The sequence below is a fragment of the Serratia sp. JSRIV004 genome (assembly GCF_019968705.1).
Lineage (GTDB): Bacteria > Pseudomonadota > Gammaproteobacteria > Enterobacterales > Enterobacteriaceae > Chania > Chania fonticola_B.
In genome coordinates this window covers 944,059-969,862 of the sequence record NZ_CP074140.1, presented here as the reverse complement: position 1 = coordinate 969,862, position 25,804 = coordinate 944,059, and the positions used below count along the sequence as shown (strand labels likewise).

25 protein-coding genes and 1 pseudogene are annotated in these 25,804 nt (G+C 52.9%); 5 read left to right on the top strand and 21 right to left on the bottom strand.

Features of this window, described 5'->3' with window-relative positions; translation table 11 throughout:
* Window positions 1–40 precede the first annotated feature (40 nt).
* Together sltY and KGP21_RS04610 are read right to left on the bottom strand one after the other, a co-directional pair.
* Complete coding sequence (gene sltY, locus KGP21_RS04615; RefSeq protein WP_094982241.1) at window positions 41–1,960, bottom strand: murein transglycosylase; 1,920 nt, start codon at window positions 1,958–1,960, stop codon at window positions 41–43.
* A gap of 11 nt (window positions 1,961–1,971) precedes the next feature.
* Window positions 1,972–2,133 (bottom strand): hypothetical protein, encoded by a 162-nt coding sequence (locus KGP21_RS04610; RefSeq protein ID WP_218519895.1) that lies wholly within the window; start codon window positions 2,131–2,133, stop codon window positions 1,972–1,974.
* A gap of 477 nt (window positions 2,134–2,610) precedes the next feature.
* On the opposite strand from KGP21_RS04610, the gene KGP21_RS04605 reads away from it, so the two are divergent.
* From KGP21_RS04605 to KGP21_RS04585, 5 genes are all read left to right on the top strand, one after another.
* Entirely contained in the window at window positions 2,611–5,340 is a 2,730-nt protein-coding gene (locus tag KGP21_RS04605; protein ID WP_179252260.1) for a cation-transporting P-type ATPase, read from the top strand.
* Window positions 5,341–5,614: 274 nt separating this feature from the next.
* Window positions 5,615–6,217, top strand: coding sequence for a YfiR family protein (locus KGP21_RS04600; protein WP_059199699.1), 603 nt, complete (start codon window positions 5,615–5,617; stop codon window positions 6,215–6,217).
* Window positions 6,214–7,461 carry a diguanylate cyclase domain-containing protein gene (locus KGP21_RS04595; protein WP_209528876.1) on the top strand — a complete coding sequence of 416 codons (1,248 nt, stop codon included), beginning with the start codon at window positions 6,214–6,216 and terminating at the stop codon, window positions 7,459–7,461. Before KGP21_RS04600 ends, KGP21_RS04595 begins: the two co-directional genes overlap by 4 nt.
* 41 nt (window positions 7,462–7,502) lie before the next feature.
* Window positions 7,503–8,000, top strand: a complete 498-nt coding sequence (locus KGP21_RS04590) for an OmpA family protein (RefSeq protein WP_059199697.1) — start codon at window positions 7,503–7,505, stop codon at window positions 7,998–8,000.
* Window positions 8,001–8,498: 498 nt separating this feature from the next.
* Complete coding sequence (locus KGP21_RS04585) at window positions 8,499–8,735, top strand: DinI-like family protein (RefSeq protein WP_223538503.1); 237 nt, start codon at window positions 8,499–8,501, stop codon at window positions 8,733–8,735.
* A 301-nt stretch (window positions 8,736–9,036) separates the two neighbouring features.
* Here KGP21_RS04585 and KGP21_RS04580 read toward each other — a convergent pair whose 3' ends face one another.
* The 19 genes and pseudogenes from KGP21_RS04580 to KGP21_RS04495 form a co-directional block, all read right to left on the bottom strand.
* The gene (locus tag KGP21_RS04580; protein ID WP_223535721.1) at window positions 9,037–9,300 is read right to left on the bottom strand and encodes a hypothetical protein; all 264 of its coding nucleotides are present in this window, start codon (window positions 9,298–9,300) and stop codon (window positions 9,037–9,039) included.
* Between the two features lie 230 nt (window positions 9,301–9,530).
* Window positions 9,531–10,853 (bottom strand): DUF3430 domain-containing protein, encoded by a 1,323-nt coding sequence (locus KGP21_RS04575; protein ID WP_223535723.1) that lies wholly within the window; start codon window positions 10,851–10,853, stop codon window positions 9,531–9,533.
* A 14-nt stretch (window positions 10,854–10,867) separates the two neighbouring features.
* Window positions 10,868–11,893, bottom strand: a complete 1,026-nt coding sequence (locus KGP21_RS04570; RefSeq protein WP_223535725.1) for a DUF6453 family protein — start codon at window positions 11,891–11,893, stop codon at window positions 10,868–10,870.
* Window positions 11,890–15,099: a host specificity protein J gene (locus tag KGP21_RS04565; RefSeq protein ID WP_223537399.1), complete on the bottom strand. Its 3,210-nt coding sequence runs from the start codon at window positions 15,097–15,099 to the stop codon at window positions 11,890–11,892. Before KGP21_RS04565 ends, KGP21_RS04570 begins: the two co-directional genes overlap by 4 nt.
* 60 nt (window positions 15,100–15,159) lie before the next feature.
* Window positions 15,160–15,759, bottom strand: coding sequence for a tail assembly protein (locus KGP21_RS04560; protein WP_223537398.1), 600 nt, complete (start codon window positions 15,757–15,759; stop codon window positions 15,160–15,162).
* Between the two features lie 54 nt (window positions 15,760–15,813).
* Window positions 15,814–16,239 (bottom strand): hypothetical protein, encoded by a 426-nt coding sequence (locus KGP21_RS04555; RefSeq protein ID WP_223537397.1) that lies wholly within the window; start codon window positions 16,237–16,239, stop codon window positions 15,814–15,816.
* A 40-nt stretch (window positions 16,240–16,279) separates the two neighbouring features.
* Complete coding sequence (locus KGP21_RS04550; RefSeq protein ID WP_223537395.1) at window positions 16,280–16,981, bottom strand: C40 family peptidase; 702 nt, start codon at window positions 16,979–16,981, stop codon at window positions 16,280–16,282.
* Between the two features lie 2 nt (window positions 16,982–16,983).
* Window positions 16,984–17,736: a phage minor tail protein L gene (locus tag KGP21_RS04545; RefSeq protein WP_223537392.1), complete on the bottom strand. Its 753-nt coding sequence runs from the start codon at window positions 17,734–17,736 to the stop codon at window positions 16,984–16,986.
* An 8-nt stretch (window positions 17,737–17,744) separates the two neighbouring features.
* Entirely contained in the window at window positions 17,745–18,098 is a 354-nt protein-coding gene (locus KGP21_RS04540; RefSeq protein WP_223537389.1) for a phage tail protein, read from the bottom strand.
* On the bottom strand, window positions 18,098–21,349 hold the full coding sequence (locus KGP21_RS04535; protein WP_223537386.1) for a tape measure protein: 3,252 nt from the start codon (window positions 21,347–21,349) through the stop codon (window positions 18,098–18,100). The genes KGP21_RS04540 and KGP21_RS04535 overlap by 1 nt, the downstream gene beginning before the upstream one ends.
* Before the next feature lie 211 nt (window positions 21,350–21,560).
* The gene (locus KGP21_RS04530; RefSeq protein WP_223537384.1) at window positions 21,561–21,848 is read right to left on the bottom strand and encodes a DUF4035 domain-containing protein; all 288 of its coding nucleotides are present in this window, start codon (window positions 21,846–21,848) and stop codon (window positions 21,561–21,563) included.
* Window positions 21,848–22,267 (bottom strand): phage tail assembly chaperone, encoded by a 420-nt coding sequence (locus KGP21_RS04525; RefSeq protein ID WP_223537382.1) that lies wholly within the window; start codon window positions 22,265–22,267, stop codon window positions 21,848–21,850. Before KGP21_RS04525 ends, KGP21_RS04530 begins: the two co-directional genes overlap by 1 nt.
* A gap of 12 nt (window positions 22,268–22,279) precedes the next feature.
* Window positions 22,280–22,495: an Ig domain-containing protein gene (locus KGP21_RS29705; RefSeq protein WP_371824856.1), complete on the bottom strand. Its 216-nt coding sequence runs from the start codon at window positions 22,493–22,495 to the stop codon at window positions 22,280–22,282.
* Between the two features lie 39 nt (window positions 22,496–22,534).
* Window positions 22,535–22,981: pseudogene (locus KGP21_RS29700) on the bottom strand (phage tail protein); the annotation flags it as partial.
* A 56-nt stretch (window positions 22,982–23,037) separates the two neighbouring features.
* The gene (locus KGP21_RS04515) at window positions 23,038–23,385 is read right to left on the bottom strand and encodes a DUF3168 domain-containing protein (RefSeq protein WP_223537378.1); all 348 of its coding nucleotides are present in this window, start codon (window positions 23,383–23,385) and stop codon (window positions 23,038–23,040) included.
* Entirely contained in the window at window positions 23,382–23,828 is a 447-nt protein-coding gene (locus KGP21_RS04510; RefSeq protein WP_223537375.1) for an HK97-gp10 family putative phage morphogenesis protein, read from the bottom strand. The genes KGP21_RS04515 and KGP21_RS04510 overlap by 4 nt, the downstream gene beginning before the upstream one ends.
* Window positions 23,825–24,163, bottom strand: coding sequence for a phage head closure protein (locus KGP21_RS04505; protein ID WP_223537373.1), 339 nt, complete (start codon window positions 24,161–24,163; stop codon window positions 23,825–23,827). Before KGP21_RS04505 ends, KGP21_RS04510 begins: the two co-directional genes overlap by 4 nt.
* 9 nt (window positions 24,164–24,172) lie before the next feature.
* Window positions 24,173–24,490: a head-tail connector protein gene (locus KGP21_RS04500; protein WP_223537369.1), complete on the bottom strand. Its 318-nt coding sequence runs from the start codon at window positions 24,488–24,490 to the stop codon at window positions 24,173–24,175.
* Between the two features lie 80 nt (window positions 24,491–24,570).
* On the bottom strand, window positions 24,571–25,794 hold the full coding sequence (locus KGP21_RS04495) for a phage major capsid protein (RefSeq protein ID WP_223538502.1): 1,224 nt from the start codon (window positions 25,792–25,794) through the stop codon (window positions 24,571–24,573).
* Window positions 25,795–25,804 lie beyond the last annotated feature (10 nt).

Sequence of the window (25,804 nt, the reverse complement as noted above, 5' to 3'; positions counted from 1 at the left end):
TACCGGTAACAACGCTACAGCTTGAAAGACGACGGGGATATCAATAACGTCTTTGCCACTCGGCATCCGTCAGCACCTTCGCTGGCCGATGCATGAAGTGACGATAAAACGCGTCATAGGCCAGCACGTTCTTCACGTAAGAACGGGTTTCCGAGAACGGAATGCTTTCCACAAACGCCACGGCATCTACCCGGCCATCGCTATTGCCTAACCAGGTATTCACCCGTGATGGGCCAGCGTTATAAGCCGCAGACGCAAGAATACGGTTACGACCAAATTGCTGGTACACCGACTCCAGATAGCTGGTGCCAATGGTGATATTGGTTTGCGGATCAAACAGCTGGCTCGGGCTGCTGTAGCCCGGGATACCGAACAGATCCACCGTATGTTTCGCGGTGCGCGGCATAACCTGCATCAAACCTGCGGCCCCGACCGGCGACTGCGCTTTCGGGTTCCAGGCGCTCTCCTGGCGGGCTATCGCCATGGCATAGCTCGGCGTAATGCCTTTATCTTCGGTAGCACGGCGGAATTCCTGTGGCCAGGCCATCGGGAAACGTTCTTCAAGATGATCCCACAGTTTGCCAACGATCGTTGCCTGTACGCTCAGATCGGCCCATTTCTGCTCAAAGGCATAGCGGGCCAGCGCTTCCTGCTCCGGGCGGCTGCGGCTGGCGACGAATGAGCTCCACTCGCTGCGCGCCAGGTTATCCATATTCCAGTACATCAGTTCACGCACCCGGGCAATCTCCGGGCCACTCACCAGATCGGTACGCGGTTTTGCCGCCACGGCGACCATCACCGGATAAGGCACCTGCAGTTTTTGCGCCGCCACCATCGGGTAGAAGCCGCGTTCGTTCATCAGGCTACGCAGTATCGCTTCCCCTTCGCTGCGTTTACCTTCATCGATCATGACACTGGCACGCCAGTAGCGCCATTCATCCTTGTTCCGCGATTCTTCAGGCAGGCGTGCCAGCCAGGTTTTCAGCCCCTGACGATCGCCCACGCCCAGCGCCATACGCACGCGGCGCTCCAGCAAGGCTGGCTGTTGGCTGCGCAGGATCACCTGATCGCGCCATTGGGTCTGCTCAAAGGTGGCATCATTGCCCATCAACCGCCAGGCCACCTCTTCCTCCATTGCCAACTTCTCGCTTTCGCTCATTTTCTGTAGGCGGACCAGCGTTGGGATCATAGCTCGAGCATTTTCTACGTCCTGACGGGCAAGACGGGCGAATACGATGGTGGTAGCCGAACGGGTAAAATCTGTTGGGCCGACGCTACGGGCGAAGGCTTCCAGCGTGGCGGGATCGTTTTGCAACCGTACCAGCGCATCCCCCATGGTCTGATAATCGCTTGGGAGTTGGCGGTACAGGTAGTTCACCAGGCCGCTGTTGCCCTCTTTCAGCGCCAGCTTCATCCGTGCCAGCGTATTCAACGGCGTTTGCTTACCGGCAGCCTGCCAGACGCTGAACAGCTTATCGCAGGAGCCTGGCAAGGTTTTACCGCTCATCCAGATATCATCGGCACCAGCCCAAGCTGCCTGCTGATCGCCGGTGGCCCACTTGGCGTAATAGAAATTACAGCGCGCCGCAACAGGTTTAGGCTCTTGCGGGCTGAAGGCCAGCAGGGTAGTCCAATCTTGACGGCTCGCCAGCTCGTTCACAAAACGGGCAGAGAGCGATTTTGCGGGTGGCAACGTAGGATGCAACCGCAAAAACTGCTGGACCTGAGCCGCACTGGCGGTGCTGAGATCCTGCGTCAACTGGCGATATTCCAGATAAGGATACAGGGGGTAATCCTGCAGCGTTGGCATCAACTGCGCCACCACGTCCATCTGCTTACTGTCCCAGGCCTGCTTGATTTGCAGATAACGCTGGCGTTCGCCGTCCAGGGAGTCTGCCAATGTTGCACCAGAAAATGCCGTCAGGCACAGGCCTACAGCCCACAACCGCCATTTGTCCACCTTGACCATACTTACTCTTTCCTCGCTGGGTTAGCTTGCCAGAACCGATCCACCCCGCTGCCGCGCCGCGTCAGCAGCCAACGGGCCAGTAGATCCTGCTCTGCGAATATCTCACGCCCCACCGTGGGAAGCCACGCCGGGAACAAAACCGTGCCGCCACCATGGGCTGGCATCAGGTATTAATCATAGACAGCAAAAACGCGTATCCATTCATTACTTTATAACAAGTTTATCAACCCAGATGAAAACCACCCTGCCTGGCGCAATCGCCAGGCAGAACAACAAGACGACGTTTTGAAAAATCATGGGATTATGGGCAATTTTTTCATCACACAATAACCCCGGTGTTCTATAGTTTTCTATGCAGACACGAGTTTTCCTATACAAAAAATGACGTTAAAGAGACATTAATAGAGAAACATTTTCTCACTGATTAAAACAATTCCTATTACTTTGTTTTTATTATCTCAGATCAAAAACTCAAGTTTGCGATTATTTACTATCACGCGGCAGATAATTGGCCACCCACTAACTGAAAATGACTACCTTTAACGTCTGTGTGACAGAAAACAATGGAATATCAACCCGGCAAAAGGGCTGCCGACACAGATGGGGACTTAGATTCGAACGACTTTAAGGAGAGGCACTCCATGCCAAAACATTCCCCCACTGAATACCAAGCGCCACCCAAGCCGGAAAAAGCCTGGTATCAATACGATATTGAACAAACGCTTCAGCATTTAAACGTTCAGCAACAAGGCCTAAGCGAACAGGAAGCCGCCGAACGGCTGAAGAAGTTTGGCCCCAACGCCCTGCCGGAGCAGGCAGGCAAAAGCGCCTTTATGCGCTTTATTGCCCACTTTAACGATGTGCTGATTTATATTCTGCTGGCCGCCGCCTTCCTCAAAGGCATTATGGGGCATTGGATCGATACGGTGGTTATTCTTTGCGTTGCCGTGATCAATGCCCTTATCGGATTTGTGCAGGAAAACAGCGCAGAGAAATCGCTGAAAGGCATTAAGAATATGCTTTCCAGCCAGGCTATTGTGGTACGAGACGGAATTAACCACACCGTGAATGCGGAAGATTTGGTCCCGGGGGATATCGTATTATTGCGCCCTGGCGATAAAATTCCCGCCGACCTGCGGCTACTGGAATCTCACAACCTTCAGGTTGAAGAGGCCATCTTGACCGGCGAATCTACCGTGGTCTCGAAGCAAACCGACGCTATCCCTGATGAAGTAATGATTGGCGATCGCACCAACCTGTTGTTCTCCGGTACCACTATCAGCGCCGGGAATGCCAAGGGCGTGGTTATCGCAACTGGCGGCTATACCGAACTCGGCCACATCAGCGAGATGATCTCGACCGTTAAGACCCAGCGCACCCCGTTACTGCAACAGATGGATCGCCTGGGCAAAAACATCTTCATCCTGATCCTGGTGATGATGGTGTTGCTGTTCGTGTTTGCCTTCACGATGCGTGATATGCCGCTCGGTGAGCTGCTGGTGGCGCTGATCAGCCTGGCGGTGGCCTCGGTACCCGAAGGTCTGCCTGCCATCATTTCAATTATCTTGTCCCTGGGCGTGCAGTCGATGGCACGTAACCGCGCGATTATCCGCAAACTGCCTACGGTAGAAACCTTGGGCTCGATGACGGTGATCTGCTCAGACAAGACCGGCACGCTGACCATGAACGAAATGACGGCAAAAAACGTCATCATGGCTGACCATGCCTACCGCGTGGAAGGGGAAAGCTATGAACCGGTTGGCGGCATTTTCTTTGCCGACAGTAACAAACCGGCGCAAGTTCAAGATATCCCACCGTTAGCGCAGTTCATTACCGCGATCACCCTGTGTAACGACAGCCAGGTCAAGCAGGATGACAGCGGCCGTTGGCTGGTCACCGGCAGCCCGACGGAAGGCGCATTGAAAGTGCTGGCGATGAAAGCTGGATTAGCGATTGGTGAAGCACGCCAACTGGCTAAAATCCCGTTCGACTCCAGTTACAAATACATGGCGGTACGTAGCCAGGTCGCAGGCAAAAATCAGGTGTTCCTTACCGGTGCGCCAGACGTGTTGTTCTCACTGTGCGAGTTCGAACTGACCGATTCCGGCATCCAGCCCTTCCGCCTCGGCTACTGGGAAGCGGAGATGTCGCGCTTCGCCGAGCAAGGTTTACGCATGGTGGCCGCCGCCAGTAAAACGACGCCAGACGGCGAAGTGGAACTGGATCACGGCGATATCCGCCAGCAGATGGTGTTTATCGGTATCGCTGGTGTGATGGATCCACCACGTCCTGAAGCGGTCGCAGCCATCGCCGAATGTCAGCAAGCGGGGATCCGCGTGAAGATGATCACCGGCGATCACCAGAAAACGGCCATGGCCATCGGTGCCATGCTGGGAATTGGCAACAGCCAGGACTCTATCACCGGCTCCGAGCTGGAACATATGGATGACCAGGCGTTGGCTGAAGCCGCCGTGCACTACGATATCTTTGCCCGTACCAGCCCGGAACATAAGCTACGTCTGGTAAAAGCGCTGCAGGATAAAGGCGGCGTGGTAGGGATGACCGGCGACGGCGTCAACGATGCACCAGCGTTGAAACAGGCCGACGTGGGTATCGCCATGGGGATCAAAGGCACCGAGGTCACTAAAGAAGCCGCCGATATGGTGCTGACCGACGATAACTTCGCCACCATCGCCAGCGCGGTAAAAGAAGGCCGCCGTGTTTACGACAACCTGAAGAAAACCATCCTGTTCGTGCTGCCGACCAACCTGGCACAGGGCCTGCTGATCATCATCGCCATTCTGGCTGGTGCCATGCTGCCGCTGACGCCCATCCAGATCCTGTGGATGAACATGGCCACCTCCACTACCCTATCCTTTGGCCTGGCCTATGAGCCCGCCGAAAAAGGGCTGATGCACCGTAAACCAAGGATGCCGGGCAGCAACGTGTTGGATCTGCACGCTATCTGGCGCATCGGCTTCGTCGGCGTGCTGATCGCCATCAGCGCCTTCGCACTGGAAGCCTGGATGGCGCCACGCGGCTACAGCAGCGAGCTGATCCGCACCGTGCTGCTGCAAACCCTGGTCACCGCGCAGTGGGTTTACATGTTCAACTGCCGTACCGCAGACCGCTTCCCGCTCAACCGCCAATTGTTCCTCAATAAGGGCCTGTGGTTGGTCAGTGGCGTGTTGTTATTGCTACAGATGGCCATCATTTATCTGCCGTTTATGAACGCGCTGTTTGGCACCGCGCCGCTGCCGCTGTTCTATTGGGGCGTGACGCTGATGATAGCCATTGCGCTATTCCTGATAGTGGAAGTAGAAAAATGGGTGATTAACCGCATCAAAGCGAGCCGAAAAACGTTATTATAAGTACCTTAGGACTCGCAATTTTCACTAAAACGCCCGGCAAACCCTGCCGGGCGTTTTATAACGTTAAAAATACCTAGGAAAAATCTCATAAAACCGAGCATAAAGCGCACAACAAACTGCTCTTATAATACAATTCGCCCTCAAGACGGTCAGGTTATGCTTTTTTGGTAGTGCGATTGATGGTACGCGGCAAAGTTTTACCCTTTTCGACTAGGCTCAATTATTTAGTATCAGACTGCCGTGCCATCAAGCCGGCCGTAGGCAGGAATGGCAAATGAAGATGTCGATAAAGGCCAGGAAGTTGGCTGTCAGGACACTGGGTTTATGTAGCAACCCGGTCCGATCGCGTCGCATGTTACCGATACTGCTGCTGGCTCTGTTGACGTTTCCCAGCTTGGCCGGGGCTGATACACAAGATCCCTACCAAAAACGCATTCATACCGTCACCACCGTGGTGGTGGGGATTATCAGCTATGCTCGCTGGCCCGCCAAACCTGATCCGATCCGCTTGTGCGTGACTGCGCCTGTCCAGTATGCCGAAGGTCTGTTCGACCCAGTGTTGCTGACAGCACCGCAGCCAATCAAAACCTTGCGGATCGAGATAGATAATCCGCAGTTGGCAACTAGCTGCGATGTAGTGTATTTGGGCGACGTTAATGACGCCCAGAAACAAGATTTCTTCCACCGGATTTCGGGTCACTCGATCCTCAGCATCAGCGAAAAGGATATGGAATGTGCTGTTGGCAGTGCCTTTTGTTTGCAAATCAGCAACGATCAGGCGGGTTTTAAAGTGAATCTGGACTCACTGGCGCGCAGTGGCGTGCGTGTGCACCCTAACGTGCTGCAGTTGGCGCGTAAAAAGGGGCCGCCGCAATGAAACTGTTAGGTCACAAAGGTTCGGCTACCTCTCGCCCTACGCTGGGCCAAGTGCTGCAACGGATGAACCTGAGTCTGGCGTTGATCGCCGTCGGTGCCGCAGGGATCTTCCTGACGTTGCTTGCGCTGTTTGCCCTTCGAGCCTATGCCAACCATAACCTGCATCTGATTGCCCGCTCGATCAGTTATACCGCTGAAGCCGCCGTGGTGTTTGAAGACCGCCCCGCCGCTCGCGAAGCGTTGATGCTGATCGCTTCCAACGAAGAAGTGTCAGAGGCTAAAATCCTGAATATGCAGGGTGTCGCTTTGGCCAGTTGGAGCCACCCAGCGGATAGCCCATTGCATGGGTTGGAACAGATGGTGGCCCGCTGGATCTTGCCGGAAGCGGTGGTTTTGCCCATTGCCCGTGAAGGCAAACAGATAGGTCTGGTCTGGCTGACCGGCAATGGCAGCAGTCTGCTGAAATTCTTGCTGCGCGGCATGGTAGGCATGATTGCCTGCCTGATGCTCAGTACATTGTGCGCCCTGATACTTTCCCGCAGAATGCTCAGAGGGATCGTGACCTCCTTGGACGATATCACCAATGTTGCCCATACGGTACGCCGCGATCGGACTTTCGAACTGCGGGTGCCTTCAGCACCGATTGCCGAACTGCACGAACTGAGCTGTGATTTTAACGGCCTGCTGGATGAAATCGAAGCCTGGCAACGGCACCTGCAACAAGAAAATGACGCATTAACCCACCAAGCCACCCACGACAGCCTGACCGGGTTGCCAAACCGGGCCTTCTTTGAAGCTCAGTTGGGCCGCGCGCTGTCAGAGCTCGAACCCGATGAAAAGCTGGCGGTACTGTTTATCGACGGCAATCGTTTCAAGGAGGTGAACGATAACCATGGCCATGCTGCCGGTGATACCGTCTTGATCACCATCGCAGAACGCCTGCGCAGCAGGTTGCGCAAGCACGATCTGGTCGCCCGGATGGGGGGCGATGAATTCGCCATCCTGCTGGCACCGCTCAAAGACACCAACGATGTGCTGCCGATTGCCGACATCATCATCGAGTGTATGCAACAACCCATTGTGTTGCCCAACAAGGAAAGAGTGATCGCCGCACTGAGTATCGGCATCGCATTTTACCCTGAACATGCCTCTACCACTCAGGAACTGCTGCACGAAGCGGATGACGCAATGTACCGGGCAAAACACCTGTCCCATGGAGGCTGGCGGTTAGCGATGCGCAAATAGCGTCAGCACCGGGTCTCAAACAACCAAAAAGAGAAAAATCAATGTTACAGCAAAATTTTAAACGGTCTTTTTCCCTACTGGCATTAGTGTTTATCACCTTGCTCACGCTGGCAGGCTGCCAGAGCAAGCCACAAGGGCTGACGGCAGAACAGATCGCTTTACTGCAGGCACAGGGGTTCAAACTGACCGAAAACGGTTGGGAGTTTGGTTTTTCCGACAAGGTGCTGTTCGGTAACAACGTCGGTAAATTGAGCCCGCAAAGTACCGAGATTGTCGAGAAGATGGGCAAGGCGCTGAAGAGCGTAGACATCGTGCAATTCCGCCTGGACGGCCACACAGATAACTACGGTGAAGACAGCTACAACGACCAGCTTTCACTGCGCCGCGCCAACGCCGTGGCCGATGTCCTGGCTGGTGTCGGCATCCCGCGTGCCAATATAGAAACTCGCGGCATGGGTAAACGCCAACCGGTAGCCAGTAACGCCACCTCCAGCGGGCGTGCTGAAAACCGTCGCGTGGCGATCGTCGTCACCCCTTAAGAAACAGCAAAGTTCACCTAATGGTGAGCATTAGCGGTTATACTTGGCGATCGTCATAGGGGATCTGGGAACCGGTGCTGAAACGGGCTACACTCAGGCCGCCAGACATCCTATAAAAACTGATAGAGAGGCTCGGAGCAACGTGGCTCAATACGTCTATACAGTACTGAGCCTCTTTTTACCAGGTCTGCTTAACACTGCTTATCCTATGTTTTAACTGCACTTTTCTACCTTTACTGTTTAGTCTTTCCAGCTCAGCTCTACCCATATTTGCAAAGTTTTTGCCCCATTTATGCCCCATCGTAACGTAGAGACAGGGATTTCTAACGGGGCTGCTAATCACTCCTTGATTTCTTAGATATGTACAGGCGTTTCACCTGGCACCTATTCTTAAAACCTTCCTTCTCGAAAAATTTGAAGCTTTGCTAAAATCCATATTGAACAAAGAATAATTTAACTGTACAAATAAACAGTTAAATCGTGGAGGGCTAAACCATGCTGCATATTGAAGTGACTATCGATAAGAAAAAAAAGCTGCCGGCAGGTGCTGCGTCTGCTCTGGCCATTGAACTGAACAAGCGCCTACAGCGTAAGTTTCCTGACGCGGTGGCTACTGTTCGGCTAGGTGGCATGGATGGGCTATCAGTTGGCAGGGCGACACCAGCAGATAGAGAGGCGATCGAGGAAATACTGCAGGAGACGTGGGAAAGTGCTGATGACTGGTTTCAGTCGTGAATATTGCAAATTCGTGGATAGTGACTATATTTCATAACTTGATGCCACCACGGAAGGATTTTTGCTTGAAGCCAGACATTGACACCAATTTTTTAATCACAGTAGTTCTTCTGATATCGGCTGCTGCTTTCAACATAATCACTTGGTGGGCATGGCATTAATTCTTCCAGTTCTGCATGCATCCAGCATGACTGTTAGCGGAACTGACAGATAGCTATCCAGTGCAGAGTACTGCCCCAGTATCGTTATTGAAAATTCAGCACGCATTGCCAAAATGATACAGGGGCAGCACTATTAAAATTTACTTCTTGGCACTTTCTGCATCAGCAGCCATGGTTTTTTCATGAGCAACTTTAGAGTGTTCCATTGCCGAAGCTGATTCTTTCTTGGCTTCTTCGTGCTTTCCTTCTTTATGATGCTTAGCAGCCTTCTTGTGGTGCTTAGCGGCGGTTTCATGCTTAACCGCTGCCTCTTCATGTGCCATAGTTGTAGCATCGGCAGCAATGGAAGCGAAAGAAGGTAGACCCAGAGCAAACATGGAGATAATTAACGCTTTCTTAATCATAACAATTCCTTTGATTTAAATGATAACTATACTGCGCTAGTAAACGTAGTCGATAACTCAGAAATTGCAACCCGGGATTTCTCCCAGCCTGGTTGTCACTTCCTGGGCTCTTAGATAGGTACGGGCGTTTCACCCTGTGCAAGCTCCGAATACAGCTCATCCAGGGCGGCATCTCAACACGCAGATCAATCCAGCGGCCACCTGGGATATCCATTGACCAGCCTGACTTTTTAGTCAGCTAATGCCGACTCTGGTATGGGGATTGAATCATCCGGAACATATTCGGCGAATTGACTGTTTGGAACGTTTAGGCGAACCATTAAAAACTTACCTTCAGGGATATCGATGCTGTCACCATTGGCGTAACCGTCAATGTTATTCTGCAACGCAGAAATGGGACAATCATTTGTCCTGTGGTACGTCTTGAATATAATTGAGCCGTCCTTTTTAACTTCATAGTCCACCCACAATAATGCACTGCCGTTTTCGTCCTTGGGTACTTCGAATTTCCAACCATTATCGTTATAAAAACCCAAACACCCATCAACGTGATAAATGCCTACATCAAGCCGCTTGCAGGTAACTCCCTCCGACTCCATATTGTTTTTGCAGGTGCCATCCCGATAAATACTCGTTATTGGCGAGGCTTTCTTAATAAATCCATTACCATCAACAACTGTATTAAAACTATGCCAAATGACTTTGTGCATTACCCAGCCTTCGCGAAGGTTGCCACATGATACTGATAGATGGTTTGCTGTTGATGCCATGTTAAACGCAGCATAAACGTCTTCTGTTCGGCACCATATCGACGGTCCCCAAGCAGGAGTATACCATCCGTCACCGTTGTCATTTATTGGCGTATTGTTTCTAAAGGCTGTAAGGCCACGCTCGCCAAGTTCATTAAGTAGGTAATTAACATTATTGCTATTAATGGTTTTAAATCCTTTATAGCTCCCCCCCAGCCCCCATGCGCCATTTAACATGATTTGATTACTATTGGCACCTACGTTAGCCGTTGCTGCTGTTCCCAGGCCAAGGCTAGTACGAGCGGCGGCTTTATCGCTTAAGTCAGATAGATTTTTATCTTTTGCTAACTTACCTGCGGTTGTCTCCGCTACTGTATTAATATCATTTCTTAGAATAGATAATTGTCCTGCGTAACCTCGCCATGCTGGCCCGGTGAACGTGCTGCCATCGGGCAACTTGACCGTGACATTACCCGTGCCGCTGAATACCTGTTGCCAATTTTCTTTATCATAGTTCAACCCGCGCAGCGCTCTTGATGCTTCAGCGACGAGCTGGGCGGTGATTGAGTTCTGTGTTTCACGCGGCACGGCTGACCATGCTGCTCCGGCTTGCGTAGGTCCATCGTAGACGCGGACTAGCGTCACCTGCGTCGCGTTATCGACGGTTTTCACCGGCAGCGTATACGTAACACCACCGACAACCGCTACAACAAAATCGCCGGGCTTCAGTTCTGTGATGAACGCCGTACCCGCGCCTTTAACGGTAGCCGAGTTGGTCGTGAGCGTGATAGTTCCTGCTGGCATAAGCTGCCCCTTATTTAAAGACTAAAATAATCTGCGGCGTCCAGTACGGGCAGATTGATTGTTGTCAGCCGATACTGAATATTGATTTTGCTATGGTCGTAACTGTTGATATATTTCGTGCGCCAGGCTGTAACGCCACCGCCAGCCATTCGCATTCCAGCATGGCGATAATCAAGATAGTTATTCGATAAATTCATTCCATCATGAATACCAAGGCGGCAAATCGGCACCAGTGGCTTTGCTGTGGCCGCTACGGGGTATGCATAGTTACCCGGTATACGCTGTGTGTTTAATGAATTACCACGATAAAGCATCGGTGCATTATCAGAGGAGAATGTGCATTGCCCTGCGGCATTCCAGATTGCCAATCCATAGCGTGGAGGAACCGGATAAGAGCCGTTTGAAAAGATGCATATCCACATCTGGCAATCTGCACTGCCGTCGCTGATGACATCTCTACCTGCTTCTCTATAGACATTCACAGTCATGCTTTCACGGTCAAAATCCACAGCGCGATCATCACGATCCCAGTAAGCAAAAACAATCGCGTTGGCACGATCAGGAATGTCGGGGATTGCCCAGGCGCCGCGCACGGTAACAACACCACGCCAGACGCATTTCCCCGCAACGCCCAGATCGTTAATTTCGCTGTAATCTGTTGCATCGATAAGCTGGAGTCCATAACGAGGTACACCTCCAGCTCCTGATACCTGAAAGGCATCAAACTCGATGGGACGCCTGCCTTTGTCCTGCCTGGAATTAAATCCATCAAACCAGGCATGCACTGTACCTCCCGATATTTGCACACCACTGCATGATATTACTCTGGGAACCGCGCCTGTTTGAATAATGGCAACCGTTCTTCTTGGGACAATAAATAATGAGGCTCCAGGCGAGAGGTCCGGGTATGACCATGTTTCTCCGTTTTGGTCAAACTCTGGGTTAAAAAAGCCACGATAGGCGCAGGCTTTAGAACCGTTACTGATATCTACACCCGCGCCACCATCTTTGGGATAAACTACAAGTCCGTATCGGCTCAATATATCCTCCCGAGCTTTGTTCTTATTTGCCCTGCACTGTCGTAAACTGCCACACCATCGTTATTGACAACAGTTCGTCCAAGCCCAGGTACTGAACCATTGATTTCAACATAACCATTCCTAAAGCCCAGCTTCATTCCAACGCTTCCGGGGGAGTAATTATCTGACTGGAGATAATCCGTAATTTGAGCACCACCGATTGATGCATGCTTAATTTTTGCAGAAGTAATTGATGCATCCTGAATAAATGCATCGCTGATAAACACCTGCCCGTTAACCACAGCAAAAGGCGAATATTGATTACTGCCACTACCACTCATCAGTACGAACTGATTGGCATTAAATCCAACGCGAGTTACTACTGGCTGGCCAGCTTGCGCCAATACCGCAATAGACATCCCGGCGCTGTAATACACGCCATTTATCTTTACACCGGCTTTCAGCGTATGCACCGCAGTTGCGCCAGCAACATCAACCGTAGCCGTCAGTTTATCTTCCAGAGCCGCGGTAACGTCCCCGATCTGCGCCTGCACCTGCGTCGACATTTCAGCAAATGCCTTATCAACCTCAGCAATCGTTGTTTTGACAACCAGGATATCGGCACGCACTTCGCCGTACTGCGCCCACTGGTGATCCACAGTGGCGTTATTGGCCAGTGCATCCTGGAGAATGCCGTCGAGGCTCATGTTGATCTGGCTGGTAAGACGATCACCATCTGCCGATGACATAAAGCCATCACCAATATTTTCAAGATAATCCCCTCCATTGGCGTTGGATTGCCCCCGCACCCACTCAATCCAGTCGCCCTGGTTTCCTGTGCGATCAACCAATCGCGCGCGATACCAGAATTCCTGGCCCGCTTTCAGCCCTGATTGTTCATAACTGCGCTGCGGATAGGGTACGTCTGAAAGCAGCATGGCGTTATTGCCCGCGGGGTTATCAGAATATTGAATTTCCGTCTTAAGCGTATCTTCAGCACCCGAAGGAAATCCCCAACTGAGTGCTATCCCCCACAATAACGGCGATGCAGTAAACCCCACAGGCTTGGGTGGCTTCCCTTCCTTGCCGTTAAGCTGCGTTTCCATGGCATTTGCCCAGACACTCGAAATTTCAGCAGCGTTAATCGCGCGGACGCGGGATTGATAGCGGCCTGCGTAAATGCCAGCAACTTCGAAACCGAGCGTTGATGTACGGGGGCCGGGTATCCAGTTGCCATTATCACGCCGCCACTCCGATTCGTAAGCGATCGCCCCTTCGACCGAATCCCACGTAACGCGCAATGTGGTTACAGCCAGCCCTTGGCTTACCTTTGTAAAGCTGCCGATCTTAACGTTCTGCGGTGGAGCCTGAACGCCAGGTGGAATGACAGTGATCGGGCGGTCTTCGATACGTGCGCCTGTGTCGATGCGGGCGTACTTATTCGGATCATACTCGATGGCCGTTATATCGAACGAAACACCGTCTTCTTTTTCAGTGATGCCAGTGACGCGGAATTGTTGAATGGCCAGGTCGGTCGCATCCACAGCCCATACGCAGTCTGACACTGGCACTTCGCTGTAGCCGGTCGAGACAGTGACTACTTTTCCGCTCACGGCACTGATTGTCCTGGCCTGTGATTTGCCGCTGGGCAGGTTCACAATCAGACGCTCACCGACCTTTGCCGACGACACGCGATCAAGCGTGATGTTGCGGCCAGAAACAGCACTGATACGGCCACCAAGCGGGCGGCCAGCCATTGCCTCATCTGCAACACCGATGATCCACCCCGGCAGCGGGATATTGCCATCCATGCCCACAGTGAAGTTAATCACGCGGTCTTTGTCATTGGTCAGCAGTAGCCACTTTCCGCGGCGGATCGCTTCGGTTTGCCGGGTGCAGCCGATGGCGGTCAGATCGGCCTGCTTGACGTCGTAGCGGCGGATAAGCTCGTTATCGAAGACCGACTCTACGGAGTCCTGGTAGCCGTTGGCCGGATCGCTCCAGCTCACCATTGCCGTGCTGTAGTGCGTCTTTTCGCTGGCGCTACTCTCTGTAAACAGCCCGTCTTTGACGTTGGCGCGGGTATAAATGTAATCCACGTCGCGGGGCATGTCTGCCAGCGCATTCATACTGTTGTTTGCCCAGTAGGTCATGCCTCGGAAGATGTTCGCGAAGTCACGTAAAACCGTCCAGGCTTCCTCTTGGGACTGAATGTAAGCATCACAGAGAAAGCGTGGCTCAGTACCGCTACCCCCGCGACCATCAGGAACAAGCTGATCGCAATATTGCGCAATGGCGTACAAATCCCACTTGGTGAGCGCAAGGTTCTCGGCTTTCACACGACTGCCAATGCTGTAGCGGTCATTGATAAGAAGATCATAAAACACCCACGCAGGGTTATTCGTCCATGCCCATTTGAAGCTGCCGTTCCAAGTACCGGTGTAGGTGCGACTGATCGGGTCGTAGGTCGTGGGAATGCGGACCACGCTACCTTTCGGCTCACAGGAAACTTGCGGGATGTTCTGAAACTGTTTCGCGTCGAACTGGACGAATAACAGAGCCGTTTCTGGGTACCGGAGTTTCACGTCGATCATCTCCGTAATCGACTCAATAACCATCTTATCGGCTACCCGGTTACTGGTGCTGTTCGGTGTTAGGCGGCGTACACGGATCTGCCAGCCGCTGAACGCTTTCGGTAAATCTATGCGGTGGCTACGCTCGTATTTGGTCGTGGTTTTACCATCAACCGCCGCGGTCAGCATTTCACGATAAGCACCTCCGTCTGTCGCAACGTCGATCGCGTACTCGATGCGATAACCAACCACATCGCCATTATCCTGCTGCAGGTGCAGCTGTGACCACGAAAAACGAATACGGCAGGCGGAAAGCTGTGTATTAGTCAGCGAACGAACCCACGGTTTTAGGCTGGTGAGCTCGGTGCTAACGGTGATCTCGTTCTCGACATCCGGCATACCGGGAATATAGTCCTGGTCGGGGGTGCCAGGGCGAAACGCCCACTTCACACCGGGAAAGTTTTCCGAACCGTCATGGCTAATGATCGGGGTGCCATCAAGAAAAATGTTGGTACCATCCAAACCACCGGCCAACTCCCCTTCGGCAAGCGCCAACAGGATTTTTGCATAAGAGGTGGATTGCAGAGAGTCATTGGATTCTACAGGTGTGCGCGCATCACCGCCGCCGCCCTTGCGGCCTTCTATCACAGACATTGGTTTTCTCCAGGCGTAAAAAAACCAGCTCGAGGCTGGCCAATGAGGAAAGCAGGTTACTTACTGCTGGTCTTCCGCAAAAATCCCCGCAGAGATGATGGCACCACCGATCCGGCGCTTTCCATAAAGAATCGGGACGGGATTCCCTTGGGCGATCGTGTTCACTGGCCCGCCAAAAGCATAGGACGGCTTATTATCTGGGCTTTCACGTCGAGCAAGGCCGCCCTGCTGGGGTGATAGCATCTGAATCGCCCCGCCGAGCATCATTGCGCCCCCCATTTGAAAACCAAAAGTTGAGAATGGGTTTCCTGGTGCAAAGTAATAGCCGATTGCTGACGCAGCTACTATTACGGCACCTAGAATTGTTTGGAAAACACCAGCCTTTTTACTGCCGATAATCATTGGAGCAATACGGATATCTTCACATCCTGAGAACTCAAGCTCATCTTTGCCGATATTCTTCTTCCCAATAAAAACAGAGAAGGTTAGCCCTCTTTCTTTAGCTGTTTTCAAAAAACGCTCAAAGCCAGGAATAGTTATAGAAAGTGCCTTGATAGCTTCTTTTGGGGTTGATATGACCAGTTTATGAACCCGGCCAAACCTCGCCCCAAGAATGCCATATAGTCTGACCATTCTATATTCATGCGGTGTAGTATTCATGCTCCCTCCAAAGTATAAAAGGCCGCTTTGCGACCTTTTATATGAAAATTAGATTTACTGAATGGTGGTTGGTTTTATATCCACATTACCATTATTATCAGTGAAAACTCTTAAATCCTTCTCTTCACCAGGCTTAATTATAAAATCACGCTCTTGCCTTTCTTTCCCCCCAGAACACAACCCCCTTCCTTCATGCCCTGCTCCAACAATCCATTCACCACTATTAATATGAAATGTTGCTTTCTCTTTAGTATCTAACTTCGCTACTCTTGCGCCATTTAAAAACACTGTTATATAACAACCACCACCAACCACCCCGCTATCTCTAATGATAGTGAGGGATGAGTCGCCTTTCGATGAATCTTGATAATTAAAAACGCGCTCATTTGGCGCAGTAATGGCCTCTTTTACTGGAACCGCGTCCGTAGCACACCCAGACAATAGAGTTGTGGCCGCAAAGGCTAAAAGTAACTTCCGCATTCTGTTATCCCTCTTATGGTCAAGGAAAGATAATAGCAGATCAGGCACTATAGCGAAGCGTGATAATCGTCCTATCCTGCCAATATCCATCATAAGGAACATGCTTACTTAGTTGACCATACATGTGGTGGAGCATAACCCCACTGCCGAGATATACCCCTGCGTGGTTCGGCTCGTCGGCACGCACCTGCATAATAATTACGTCCCCCACCAGCAGATCACCGGTAGCCGGTATAAATCCAGCCTCGGCATAGTGCTGCATGTAAAGGTTTTCGCCGCGCTCCCACCAGCCATCCGAACGCTCGAAGTTGGGTATCGTGATATCGCACTCCAACTGATACCAGTCCCGCACGATAGCGTAACAATCCCATATGCCATGCACGAACGTACGGCCCAGCAGCGGTTTTATACCCTCAATGGGTATAATCGTTCTGATATCGCCTTCCGGCCAGCTTGCGATAATCCACGGCAGTTGTGACAGGTCACATTGCGCTATATCGAGCTGGCTCGGCTGCGTTGTAGCGTCAGGGTGGCTGTGAACGATAGCCACGATCTCCCCTTCATCTTCTGCCGCCGCATAGTCCTCCGGATGCATGCTAAATTGCTCGGTAGGCTCCGAGGCGGTATTTCGACAGCGCAAATATTGTTGCCGCTTGCCGACTTGCACCACCAGCCCACAGCACTCGGCGGGATATGCCTCTTCAGCATGCGCCATCACAGCGCTGATAATGTGCTTTCTCATCACTACCTCTTCAACAGAGCCGAGCCAGGGAAGCCACCGAACGGCAACGGATTGCCCTTTCCCCAGCGAGGTTCGCAACCGGTGGACAGCAGGCCAGAACAAGCATCTTTCGACGGATCACTAACCGGCTTGCCGTCAGCGTCAAAATACTTGGTACCGGTGTAACCGCATGATGCCCCGCGATACTGGCCACGGATGCACCAGGTGCAAAGGCTGTGAATTTGCCGGGTTGGGATCATGATGCCTTGCAGGTCAGCGGGCGAAGACAGTGCAAACTGGATGCCGGTATTGTTGCCGCTTATCTTGCGATCGATATACCACACATCAACCTTTTGCTGTGTCGCGTCGGCCTGCGGGTTGCCCTCCGGAAAGTTTCGGGCATCGAGGTAATGGGCGTAGGTGTCGCGGATCGTGACCTTAAACATTGCTAGGTTTTGGTATGCGAGACACATTGAACCCACTGTACCATCGATATTACCGACCGACAGCGTGGGACTCGGCGCTGTACCGTCGCTTGTAACCTCTAACCCCTCAATTTCCACCGGCCACGGCTTGTATTCCCGCCCGCCGAACCAGATAGATTTTGCCGGTAGTTTGGCCGGATCATCACCAGCCTTTTCCAGCTCCGCTGGGGTAAAAGGGATCGGGTGGCTGTGAAAATACAACTCAGGCCCGCTAAATTGACTGCCGTCTACTTCGAACAGGCGTATTTTACTCCCAGGCTCAAGCACCTGGTGATCGGTATTGATAGACATGGTTTTACCTACGGTCTGAATGCCACTTCGAAGGTGGCCGCGAGCTGGTACATCTGATCGCCGCGACCATTCTTGCCCAGCGCGGTTACCTGATACGTTTTGCAAGTGAACAACCCAGGCTCAAAATTTGGCGTCATCCATTTAAAGGACTTATATCCGCCGTGGCGTTTGAAAAAACTCTTGATCTCAAAAGTACGCTTCCAGTTTCCGACAAACGTTAATGACCAGCTTTGGAGATCAGTGTTCAGCCCATCGCCAACCTGCTGTTTATAGCCATCGCCAAATTGCACCTCACGAACCCGGAAGGAGTGCTCGCCTGTCGGGTTTAGCCTGGCGGCATAAGTGAACGTTTCCAGCGCCATTATCTGCCCCCTCTGATTGCCGCGGTGATCCTGCCCCCTTGGCCTAAGTCCTTACCAATCAACGCCCGATAACGCTGATCGACAAACGCGCCCACTTCACTACCAAACTGTTCCATGCCTGGCGGTACTGATGTCGTCGTTTGCCCGCCGCTTTCAACCGTAATATTAACGATCGGCGCGTTACTGCCAACACTCACACCGATCGGTTGGCTAGCAGTCGTTGCCCGTACGCCCAGAGAACCGCTAGCATTGGGAGGAGAAACTAACCCGCCCGTTGCATAGCCACGCATCATGCCGTAAAGATTCTCTACACCGATCCGCTCAGTAGCTTCCTTGGTCATCACGAATTCGCCACGGTGCACCACACCAGCGGGTTCATATTTACCGCCAGCACCTGTGTAGCCGCCAAGGTCATACTCAGTCCAGCTCGTGCTCAATCCCATCGCGCCCGTTCCTGCCGATCCTGCTGCGCCACTAACCCCGGATGCCGCCCCACCAATGCCACTGGCAAGCCCACCGACTACGCCGGTGATCGTCTGCATGAATGAGCTGGTTACCAGTGCTTGTGCTGCGATGTCGATCAGGTTTTGAATGATGGATTGCGTTAGTGAAGCGAAAAGGTTAGTCATGCCCTCCTTGAATGTCTGGGTACCCGTCAGCATGCCAGTAAGCATATTACCAAGCCGCTCCTGTGAGGTCTGGAACAGGTCAACCGCCATCTTCTGCATATCGCCTTGACTGGCATACAGTTGCAGTGATGCCTGGTAACGCTGCTCCATCGCTTCACGATCCGCTGCCACAATGAGTTGATTGGCGCGGCTTTGCGACACCACACCCGCAGTGGCGTAGCTCTCGATCAGGGCCTGCCGTTTAGCCAGTTGGTTTTCAAGGTTCTTGATAGGATCGACATTACCGGCCAGCTCGGCGGTACCGGAAACAGCGTAACGCTGAGCGGCCTCGGCCTTCGCCTGCAGATAGGCGGTGTCGATATCCTGCTTGCGGCGGGCGATATCCTCCGCCCCGTTGATTTCGCCGTCTGCAATCTGACGCTGTAGCTGTTCACTGGCCTTTTTCTGAGTATCGGCTGCCTGTCGGTAGGGATCGTTAGCAATAGCAGCGTTGTGATCCTCCCAACGCTGTTTTGCCACTGCAAGTTTCTTATTGAGCTCCTCAAGCCCTGCTCGCTGCGCGTCAGTCCACTTTGTACCAGATTCAAGAGATGCAGCGAATAATGCAGCCGCTGCGTCACCCTCTTTTAGCCGGACACCTTCAATCTGGATTTCCTTGTTCAAGCTGGCGATCTTCTGCTGGTAATCACCCGCGACACTGGCCCCTGCCTTGGTGGTCTTGTTGCGTTCTTTCTGCTGCTCCTGAAGGTTGTATTCAGCTACGGCATTGGCCTCGATAGCTGCTTTTTGATCCTTCATATCAGCAACGACATTGCCAGCGCCATCAACTTTCAGCGCCTCACCTTTGATGGCATCCTGTACAGCTTTCAGTTTAGCCCGTTCGACGCCTTCAACTTTTAACAGGGCAAGGCTTTCTTGCTGTTTTTTAATGAAGTCGTCATATTTCGCTGTATCAACAGGAGGGGTTACGCTGGTACCTGATTTTCCCTGTTCGGCGTTGAGCTCCTTAAGCACCTGGAGCGTTGACGCCAACCCCACCGCCGCAGCTTCTGACAGGTGGAAAGTTTCAACCAGCCCCTTTTTAAAAACATTAAACGATGCTTCGGACTCAGTGGTTACACGGTTCAGTTCACCTTGCAACTTGGCTTGATCTGCAATTGTTCTACCCAGTTTGGTCTGGGCATCGCTCAGGTCACGAGTGATTTTATCGTATTTTCTCTGAAGTTTAGCCGCATTGGTCGTATGCCCGTTACTTTCCCCCTGCGTAACGGAGAACTGCTTGACCAGTTTCAGCCGCTCAAGCAGCTCAGCCTTTGCATTTGCCTGAGCAGAGGTCAGATCGTCAATATTGTCTCTTTGTGCCTTGATGGAATCGCCCGCCTCAGCGAGAGCCCCCTTCAGTTGCACCTGATTAAGCTCACGCATCTTCTCAACGACGGAACCCAGCGAATCCGCATAGGCAATGGCTGTCTGTTGAGCCTGTTCCTGCCTTTGGTTATAAACATACCAGGCAGCAGCGCCTGCCATAATTAATCCAGGGAAGCCGCCAACCAGGCCAAGCGCCCCAGACATTAATCGGCTACCCAAGCCTGTCACATTATTCAATGCGCCTTGTGCGGCAGTTCTGGCTGCAATACTGCGCGTAACGCCACGCTGCGTAGCCTCCAGCCGTCTTTCCGCTGCCGCCTGCCCATCCGTTCCCCGCGCAGCGGCCAACGCCTTTTGTGCGCGGTATTCAGCAGCCCTTGCTCTGGCTGTTGCAACCTGAGTGCCGCGTACTTGGGCAGCCGCAAGAGATACCTCAGCGCGATATGCGGATACCATGCCCGCTGTTGCGCTCCCCACGCTTGACACCATACCGCCGAAATAGCGCACAGCGCCAACAGACACCAGTGCCCCAAGAGATAATGCGACGGTATCAATGTTTTTAGCCAATCCATCCAGGATGCTGGAAAGTGCTGCCGTGGTTCCTGTCGCCTGGTTCTGCCCGCCAATCCACTGCATAAATGCGTTGTTGATGCGGGTTGACGCCGCGCTAACGCTATTAGGCATCGTTTCATATTCTTTCCTCAATTGGCCAAGCTGACTGATCAAAGCAGGAACGATCTTCGGGTTTGTCAGTTCTCCAGCATCAGCAAGCCCTTTCAGATCTTTTTGCGCAACGCCAAGACCATCCGCCAGCGCTTTCATAATCCGCCCACCGGACTGCGCAACGGAGTTGAAATCCTGCCCGCGCAGAACACCGCGGCCCAACGCCTGTGATAATTGGGTGATTGTTGATTCGGTGTCCGCAGCAGAAGCCCCTGACACTTGCAAACCGGTAGACAACGCTTCAGTAAGAGACAAAATATCCTTGGTTGTGTACCCATATTCACGCAGCGAACTTGATGCTTTCGAAAAAAGACTGGCGTTAGATTCAAACGTTGAACCAGTATATTGGCTGATCCGCATCAGCTCGGTTTGTGCAATGCTGAAATCCTGCGCAGACGTCGTCGCAAGCTTTACCCGCGCATTCAGCGAGTTCCAGTTGTCAGCCATCGCGATCAGGTTGCCGGTAGCAAACGCCCCGGCGAAAGCCCCCGCCATCGCCAGAGCACTGCCGCGCACCGTGGCAAGTTGCACGTTCAGATCGGCTAAAGCCCGTTGACTTTGTCGGGTCGCATTCGCCGCCTGGCGGTTCCCCTGCGTCATGGTTCGATGATAATCGGCCCCCATGCGTGAGGCGCGGGCGATCTCCGATTGGAACGAACTGGAGTTGGCCGATATTTTAATGATGAGCTCGCGCAAAGATGCCATATTTCACCTATAAAAAAACCCGCTACGTGAGCGGGTATTAATCAGCCAGTTTTCCCAAAAATGCCTCAAGCCCTGACGTATCTTCTTCCGCGTCCTCCGCTTCCTCATCTTTATTCCAACACAGAAGTTGGCTGGAAATAGACAGAGGATCTTTCGCTCTCTGGGAGTTGAAAACGGCCGTGGCGATTTGCGCCGCGTGGTAATCATTGCGCTCGTCGCCAATCGGGCTTATCCGGTTAAAGGCCATCCACATACGCAATTCACTGACGCTGATTGACTGCTGCAGCTCGCCCAGTGTTTTACCCAGGCGTAAAGCCAGTTGCATCAAGAAGAAGGTTTCTGGCTCTCTGACTTTTTTTCAGCGTCTTCCTGCGAAGTTTGCAGGGTAAGCGCCTGCTTGAGCAGACGGGAATGCACCGGCCCGTAAAAACCCACAACCTCGTCCAGCTCTTCGCGGGTAAATACCGGATTTTGATCTTCATCGAGCAGAACATCGATAAACATCACCGCGTCAGCGCGGATGTTGCGCTGGGTCTGCTCCGTGATGGAAAGCGCAACCGCCTTTGTGCCCTCTTTGAGCTCTTCAGGCTCCATAATCTCGCGCCACTGGCCCCAACCGGCGGGAGAGGGTTCGCGCAGGATCACCTTGGCCCCACCCCACTCGTCGATCGTTACCGACTTGGTACGAAACCCTGCCATCGGCGCTGACGCCAGCGCCTTAAGGCTTAATTTCTTTGCTGCCATGGGTTAATGCTCCTATTTGTCCGTGACGGTCACGACACACGTAGCCGTTTTAGCGCCGTCCGTGGTCTTGACGGTGATGGTTGAACTGCCAGGGGTAAGACCGGTAATGACGCCCTTATTGGTTACCATGACGTTTTCGGGTGCCGATGATGCCCAGGTCATGCCGTTGTTAGTGGCTGACGCCGGGGCGATAGTTGGGGTCAGTGTGATGCTGGCACCAACAGCCACGGAGGCGGTGGATTTATCCAGCGTGACGCCAGTCACTGGAATGTTTACAGCGTAAATACGTACCGGTTTGCCGATAATGCGCAGCGTATATGAGGCGGATACGATGCCGGATGTGGCGGCACTCCAGCTGTTTTGACGCACCTCGGCAAGGTAGGCAAAGCCGTTTCCGGAAGGGAATACGATACGAATGGCACGGCGACTGTCATCGTCATACGCATCCATCAGAGAATCCTGGGCAGCATCGTAGCCGCTCCAGTTTTTACCAATGGTCATTTCAGACGGGGCTTTCAGGCCGTTTGTCATCTCCTGTTCTTCCGAGCACAGCGTGGTAACATCGATATCAGCCTTTTGGCCACCCGTGTAGCTCAGTTCCTTGGTGCTGCACGATGCGGCAAGCCAGGTAATCCCAACAGGATTAGCTTCGCTGACCTCACCAGCGGAAACGCTGATCAACGTGCCTTGTGTTTTTTCATACTTACTTGACATACGTTTTCTCCAGACATAAAAAAACCGCTCGTAAGCGGTTGTGCAAGCGGGTTGGGTTATTGCCACACTCGGAATTCGAATGAGGCACGAAAAAGGCCGGTATCGGGTTCATGGCCGCTGAAGAGGTGGATTTCTGCGGGTAACAACACCGTCACCGCTGCCTCGGCTTTGGCACGTATGGCTTTCGCCTCGTCAATGCTGGTCGCATACACGTCGATCTGCACCATGGAGGCTGTTTCGGCAGTACCGCAGAACACATCCCCCCGATTTTCATCGGGAACGGTGTAGACGATCCACGGTGGCTTTACTGCGGGCTCTCCCTTGGGCGTCAGTTTGACGACATAGGGATAAGCCTGCCCGCCCACCAGCGGTTTTAACAACGCGTTCAGGTCGGCTTCGGTCATTTTGAAAGCACCTTATCAATGGCCTCGTTAACCTTGGCAAATGCTGCCTCTACTGCTTCCGCCTCCTTGGCATTGTAGGCAGGCCGGATAAACGGTATCGGTGCCATTTTCACCGTACCCAACTCGATAAAACGCCAGTAGAAAGCATTTTTCGGGTTGCTGGCCTTCATCGAATTGTCGCTGTTGCCCGTTCGAGGGTTACGGCCCCGGATATGCACCCCAGCCACCGCCCCGCCATCCTTGGCCCGCATGTTTACCGCAACGACATTACGCGCCAGTTTGCCGGTTTTCTTTGGGGCTCGGGCTTTGACTTCATCGCGCAGCACGTTTGCCCCCGCCCGCGTAGCCTGGCGTAACACGTTGCGGTTCTCGGCCTTGCTCAACAGCTCCAAATCCTTCGAAATGTCGAGCAGGCCGGAAAAATCCAGGTTGCCGCTGATCATGGTTTCACCCCACTTTTACAGAGAATTTCCAGCCGTCTACCCTTGGGATCGGGGATTGGTGGGCCGGTAATCTCCAATACAGCCCCTTTAAACGGGCCATTCAGACACAAAAGCCGAGAGGCGGCAGAAACATCGGTGCGGTGACGCATCCAAACGCGGATAGTGGCTTCTGCCTTCTCTGCGCCGGATGCTACCAACTCGCGCCCGCTGATCGCTTTCACCTCGGCATAAACGGTTTTACCGTCGCGCCACTCCTCCAGTTCCTGCCCGGAAGCGAGTTCCACCGGGACAAAGTTCTGAATGGTGACGCGGTGGCGCAGTCGGCCTGCTTGCATAGCGCCCCCTTACAGCGGAATAAATCGGTAAGGCTCTAAAAGAGAGGCAAAACCAAATGGGATACTGGTTTGTTGTACCCCTGTAGCCTCCTCTCTACTCTCAAACCAATGACCTACCAGTAGCATCAGCGCCAGTTTGATATCGGCGCTGATCACAAGCCCCTCACCCTCACCTTCTGGCACGGCTTCATCATAAAGCGTTCGATTAATGAAGTTTTCAGCCCTCCGTTTGGCGGCTGCGCACATAAGTGTGAGGAGTTGATCCTCAATAATATCGTCAGCATCAATGCGGCACTGTAATTTCAGTTCTTCGAGGGAAGGAACCATAAATCCTCCAATGCCTGCCACCATTCCTGGATAGCAGGCATAAAAAAACCTGTCGTAGCGGGTACCGTCAGCTCGATAGCTTACTTGCTGGCAGTACCGACAAGTGCCTTGATCGCTGAGGCATCTTCAAGTACACAGTCGAAGCGGTGGAACGCCAGGAACGCGGTCTGATCGTACTCGGCATAGCGCTCAACCAGGCGTTTCAACGTCATGTAGGTGATACGGCGCAGAATGAAGCGATTGAAGTCACCGCAGTAAACAAACTTCTTGCCTGGTGCCATGTCTTCGATGGCCTGATCGATAACGTATTGCATGCCCAGCACCGACGCAGGCGCAACGCCAACAATATCCGGCAACCACAGCGGGCGCTTATTACCGTCCACCAGCTCAGTGAGCGTTTTCAGCGTGGAATCGTTGAATGCCAGGCGGAATTTAGGCCCGTTACGGTAGGCAGGATCAATGCTGTGCTTCAGGGCGTTAATGTCCGTCCAATCAAGCGTTACCGCCTTGGCCGGCACCGTACCGGTTACGGAGACTTCAAGCCCTTTAGGCTGCACTGGTGAGCCTGCGCCGGTACCTTTAACGATATATTTGGCTTCACCGCGCCCGATACGCTGGGCGATGCGGCCAGCCAGATACGCCTCGATATCAACCCCGCTATCCTGCAGCAGCTCGTTAGAAACGCGGATGATTTTGGAGCTGAGCTTTTTCGCGCCAAGGATCGCGGTACCGAACTCAACATCCTGCTCTGATGCGGCCGTGTTTTCGCCCAGCAGCTCCCCTTCTTCTGCCGTGCCGTCAGACGTTGACCAGGTGATGTCCTGACCGTTGGAAGAGTTCAAGATCTGCGCCACGCTGGCAATACCGCCGTAAGCTTTCATGGCATCCACGATTTTAGCCAGCATCTGGGTAGGAACGGTGTAACCCCCCTTTTCATCTGGAGAGGTACCTTGGGCGCGCAGCTCACGCACAGCGGAACGCTCTTCGGCGCTCAGTTCAGCAAAGCCCTGACGCAGGAACTTGTCGAACGCAGCAGCGCGTCTTTCCTGTTGCTGATGCTCTGGGTTCCCGTTGTTCATCTGCTGGCGCTGTTCCTGCTGGTTTTCATCCACAAAGGTCTGATCCAGAGCGCGCAACTCTTCCTCTCGGGTGATTTGCTCATCGATCTTGGTCAACTCATCCTTGGCCTTGTTCCACTCGGTACGCTGTTCTTCCGTCCAGGCGGTATCGCCGATCTTGTCGTTCAGAGCGCGCATGTCGGTGGCGATGGTGTTACGTTTTTGCTTCAGTTCGTGCAATTTGATAATAGGCATG

Excerpts from the sequence above, each read along its gene's own strand:
- KGP21_RS04550 (WP_223537395.1), bottom strand. The coding sequence starts at position 16,981 with ATGAGAAAGCACATTATCAGCGCTGTGATGGCGCATGCTGAAGAGGCA.
- KGP21_RS04560 (WP_223537398.1), bottom strand. The coding sequence starts at position 15,759 with ATGAATACTACACCGCATGAATATAGAATGGTCAGACTATATGGCATT.
- KGP21_RS04595 (WP_209528876.1), top strand. The coding sequence starts at position 6,214 with ATGAAACTGTTAGGTCACAAAGGTTCGGCTACCTCTCGCCCTACGCTG.
- KGP21_RS04575 (WP_223535723.1), bottom strand. The coding sequence starts at position 10,853 with ATGCCAGCAGGAACTATCACGCTCACGACCAACTCGGCTACCGTTAAA.
- KGP21_RS04590 (WP_059199697.1), top strand. The coding sequence starts at position 7,503 with ATGTTACAGCAAAATTTTAAACGGTCTTTTTCCCTACTGGCATTAGTG.
- KGP21_RS04610 (WP_218519895.1), bottom strand. The coding sequence starts at position 2,133 with ATGCCAGCCCATGGTGGCGGCACGGTTTTGTTCCCGGCGTGGCTTCCC.
- KGP21_RS04530 (WP_223537384.1), bottom strand. The coding sequence starts at position 21,848 with ATGCAACTGGCTTTACGCCTGGGTAAAACACTGGGCGAGCTGCAGCAG.
- KGP21_RS04540 (WP_223537389.1), bottom strand. The coding sequence starts at position 18,098 with ATGGCGCTGGAAACGTTCACTTATGCCGCCAGGCTAAACCCGACAGGC.
- KGP21_RS04525 (WP_223537382.1), bottom strand. The coding sequence starts at position 22,267 with ATGGCAGCAAAGAAATTAAGCCTTAAGGCGCTGGCGTCAGCGCCGATG.
- KGP21_RS04555 (WP_223537397.1), bottom strand. The coding sequence starts at position 16,239 with ATGCGGAAGTTACTTTTAGCCTTTGCGGCCACAACTCTATTGTCTGGG.
- KGP21_RS04565 (WP_223537399.1), bottom strand. The coding sequence starts at position 15,099 with ATGTCTGTGATAGAAGGCCGCAAGGGCGGCGGCGGTGATGCGCGCACA.
- KGP21_RS04545 (WP_223537392.1), bottom strand. The coding sequence starts at position 17,736 with ATGTCTATCAATACCGATCACCAGGTGCTTGAGCCTGGGAGTAAAATA.
- KGP21_RS04500 (WP_223537369.1), bottom strand. The coding sequence starts at position 24,490 with ATGGTTCCTTCCCTCGAAGAACTGAAATTACAGTGCCGCATTGATGCT.
- KGP21_RS04505 (WP_223537373.1), bottom strand. The coding sequence starts at position 24,163 with ATGCAAGCAGGCCGACTGCGCCACCGCGTCACCATTCAGAACTTTGTC.
- KGP21_RS04510 (WP_223537375.1), bottom strand. The coding sequence starts at position 23,828 with ATGATCAGCGGCAACCTGGATTTTTCCGGCCTGCTCGACATTTCGAAG.
- KGP21_RS04600 (WP_059199699.1), top strand. The coding sequence starts at position 5,615 with ATGAAGATGTCGATAAAGGCCAGGAAGTTGGCTGTCAGGACACTGGGT.
- KGP21_RS04515 (WP_223537378.1), bottom strand. The coding sequence starts at position 23,385 with ATGACCGAAGCCGACCTGAACGCGTTGTTAAAACCGCTGGTGGGCGGG.
- KGP21_RS04580 (WP_223535721.1), bottom strand. The coding sequence starts at position 9,300 with ATGATTAAGAAAGCGTTAATTATCTCCATGTTTGCTCTGGGTCTACCT.
- KGP21_RS04605 (WP_179252260.1), top strand. The coding sequence starts at position 2,611 with ATGCCAAAACATTCCCCCACTGAATACCAAGCGCCACCCAAGCCGGAA.